2 protein-coding genes are annotated in these 1,408 nt (G+C 61.6%); both read left to right on the top strand.

Annotation, left to right across the window (positions count from 1 at the left end; all coding sequences use genetic code 11):
• Window positions 1-176 precede the first annotated feature (176 nt).
• The gene (locus EN964_RS34590; protein ID WP_127268308.1) at window positions 177-995 is read left to right on the top strand and encodes an N-formylglutamate amidohydrolase; all 819 of its coding nucleotides are present in this window, start codon (window positions 177-179) and stop codon (window positions 993-995) included.
• Between the two features lie 18 nt (window positions 996-1,013).
• Window positions 1,014-1,408 (top strand): amino acid permease (locus tag EN964_RS34585; RefSeq protein ID WP_127277440.1); only part of this gene is annotated, 395 nt, incomplete at its 3' end.

Genomic DNA, 1,408 nt, shown 5'->3' with positions numbered 1-1,408 from the left:
TCGGCGATCAGTTCGGCAATGCTGGAAATCATGTTTTCCCCACCTCTGGCTCGGCCGAAGGCCTTTTCCGAGATCGCATTTGACAAAGCCGGACAAACTGTATGAAATCATCCACAGGGACGCAATGAGGCAAAATACGTAACATACGATACAGCGCTCCCCGGGGACGGCAGAGTATGGAGAAAGCACGGCCCGCCAGCCTTGCATCGTCTGATACCGTGAGGGTGACGAACCCCGCCGGATCGAGCCCATTCGTGCTGACCTGCGATCACGCCTCGAACTACCTGCCGGCCGAATTCGGCACGCTCGGCCTTGCCGCCGAGGACCTGTCGCGCCACATCGCCTGGGATCCCGGCGCGCTGCCGGTTGCCCTCCGCATGGCGCAGGCGCTTGACGCGACTCTGGTCGAAACCTGCATTTCGCGCCTTGTCATCGACTGCAATCGGCCGCTCGACGCGCCCGACCTGGTGCCGCCGGTCAGTGAGACAACGGCCATACCGGGCAATGCCGGCCTGTCGCAAAGCGAGCGGGCGGCGCGTGTCGCGTTGTCATGGCAGCCTTTCCACGACACGATTGCCGGTATCATCGACAACAGGCTGTCACATGGTCAGGAAACGCGGCTGGTTTCGGTCCACTCCTTCACGCCGGTCTACAAATCCAAAAACCGGCCCTGGCATATCGGCATCATCCACGACGAGGATCGCCGGCTGGCGGCGCCGCTGATATCGGCGCTGAAGCGGCTTGCCGGCGTCACCGTCGGCGTCAACGAGCCGTATTCGCCTGCCGACCGCGTCTATTTCACGCTGGAACGGCATGCGCGATCGCGCGGCCTGCCCTGCGCGATGATCGAAATCCGCAACGACGAAATCGCCGGCGAGACCGGGCAGCGGAAATGGGCGGATCTGCTCACGGGCATTTTTTCGGATCTGGAGCCAGAGGAGGCCGGATATTCCAGATCGCCTTCAGTCGGAAAGTCAGTTCAATCGGCCAATTAGAACCACAGGGGAATGAAAATGGCAGGACCGGATTATACGGACGTTGACAAGAAGGAGGACCTGAAGGTTCTCCACGGCATGGGCTATGCCCAGGAACTGTCGCGAAGCATGAGCCGCTTCTCGAATTTCGCGATATCGTTCTCGATCATCTGCATCCTTTCGGGCGGCATCAACTCCTTCGCGCAAGCCACATCGTCGATCGGCGGCGCAGGTGCGGGCATCGGCTGGATCGTCGGCTGCTGCGTGTCGGGCTTCTTCGCCCTTGCCATGGCGCAGATCGCCTCGGCATTTCCAACCGCCGGCGGCCTCTATCACTGGTCGTCGATCCTCGGCAACCGCTTCACCGGCTGGCTGACGGCCTGGCTAAACCTGTTCGGCCTGATCACCGTGCTCGGCGCCATCAACATCGGCAC

Source organism: Mesorhizobium sp. M7A.F.Ca.CA.001.10.2.1 (assembly GCF_003998575.1).
Taxonomy (GTDB): Bacteria; Pseudomonadota; Alphaproteobacteria; order Rhizobiales; family Rhizobiaceae; genus Mesorhizobium.
The sequence above is the reverse complement of the archived record's forward strand: the minus strand, read 5'-3'. Positions and strand labels throughout refer to the sequence as shown.